The sequence below is a fragment of the Bacillus glycinifermentans genome (assembly GCF_001042475.2).
Lineage (GTDB): Bacteria > Bacillota > Bacilli > Bacillales > Bacillaceae > Bacillus > Bacillus glycinifermentans.
Map to the genome: position 1 here is coordinate 1 of NZ_LECW02000068.1, position 940 is coordinate 940.

General features: G+C 44.8%; 1 protein-coding gene. It reads right to left on the reverse strand.

All coding sequences use genetic code 11. The annotated features are described in order from the left end of the window. Positions 1 to 217: 217 nt before the first annotated feature. The coding region (locus AB447_RS23855; protein WP_057957779.1) for a hypothetical protein at positions 218 to 940 on the reverse strand (723 nt) is incomplete at its 5' end.

Genomic DNA, 940 nt, shown 5'->3' on the forward strand with positions numbered 1-940 from the left:
GTTCGGAATATTTGCCGATAGTTTCCTTGAGATGCGCCATCACTTCGCCTCCAATAACTTGTATAGTCTCGCCGTTTCTAAAAGCAGAACGCCACATGCTACCTGAGTAATTCCTAAAACAAAATTACCCGAGATGATTCGTACGCCTGCTAAAACGAAAAATATTATCGCGAGAACAATTCGAGATTCATACATTCAATCGTCCTCCTTCGTTTTATTAAAACGGCATATCTTCGTCGTTAATTTCTTCGTCATCTTTTTCGTTATTTGATCCGGCGCCAAGGCTTTTTCCGATAAGGCTGATATCGAATCCTGCTGCGACAAGGTTTTCGATCTGCGTCTTCTCGTCGGCTTCAAAAAGCAGGCCGTCGAACAAAGACATATCGAATTCTTTTCCGTCGTATTTATTGAAGTTCTCGCGTTCCTTATCCGTTAGATCCTCTTCCATATCGATAAACGGCGTTAAGCTGACCGTCGTTGATGTTCCGGAACCCGTTTTCGAAAGCTCAAACGCAACCTTTCCGAGTTTCTTTTCAAACTTCGTGATAACTGCGTAAACGGCCTGCGCTTGCTTTTTCGAAAGGTCGATGATGATTGGATTACCGGTTTCTAAGTCGATGAAGCCGAGTGCATAACGTTCTTTGACGCGATACTTGGCGGCTTCTTCCTTGTACTTCTCTTCCGCTTTTGAGTCGCCCTTATCCGCAGCCGCCTTCTTTAAATCCTGATAATACTTCCAAGCGAGATCCCACGGTGTATAATCCGCAACCGGAAAGCCTTTATCGTTCATTTTGCTAGGATTCTGCGCAACGAACGAGTTTACTTTCTTGTAGATACCGTAGCTGTAGAAACGAATAAGGTCTTCGGTACCGAGTACGCGAACCTTGAAGGAAGATCCCGACTTAAAGCTCGTAAATTCCATCCCGTTTCCGCTTCCGCC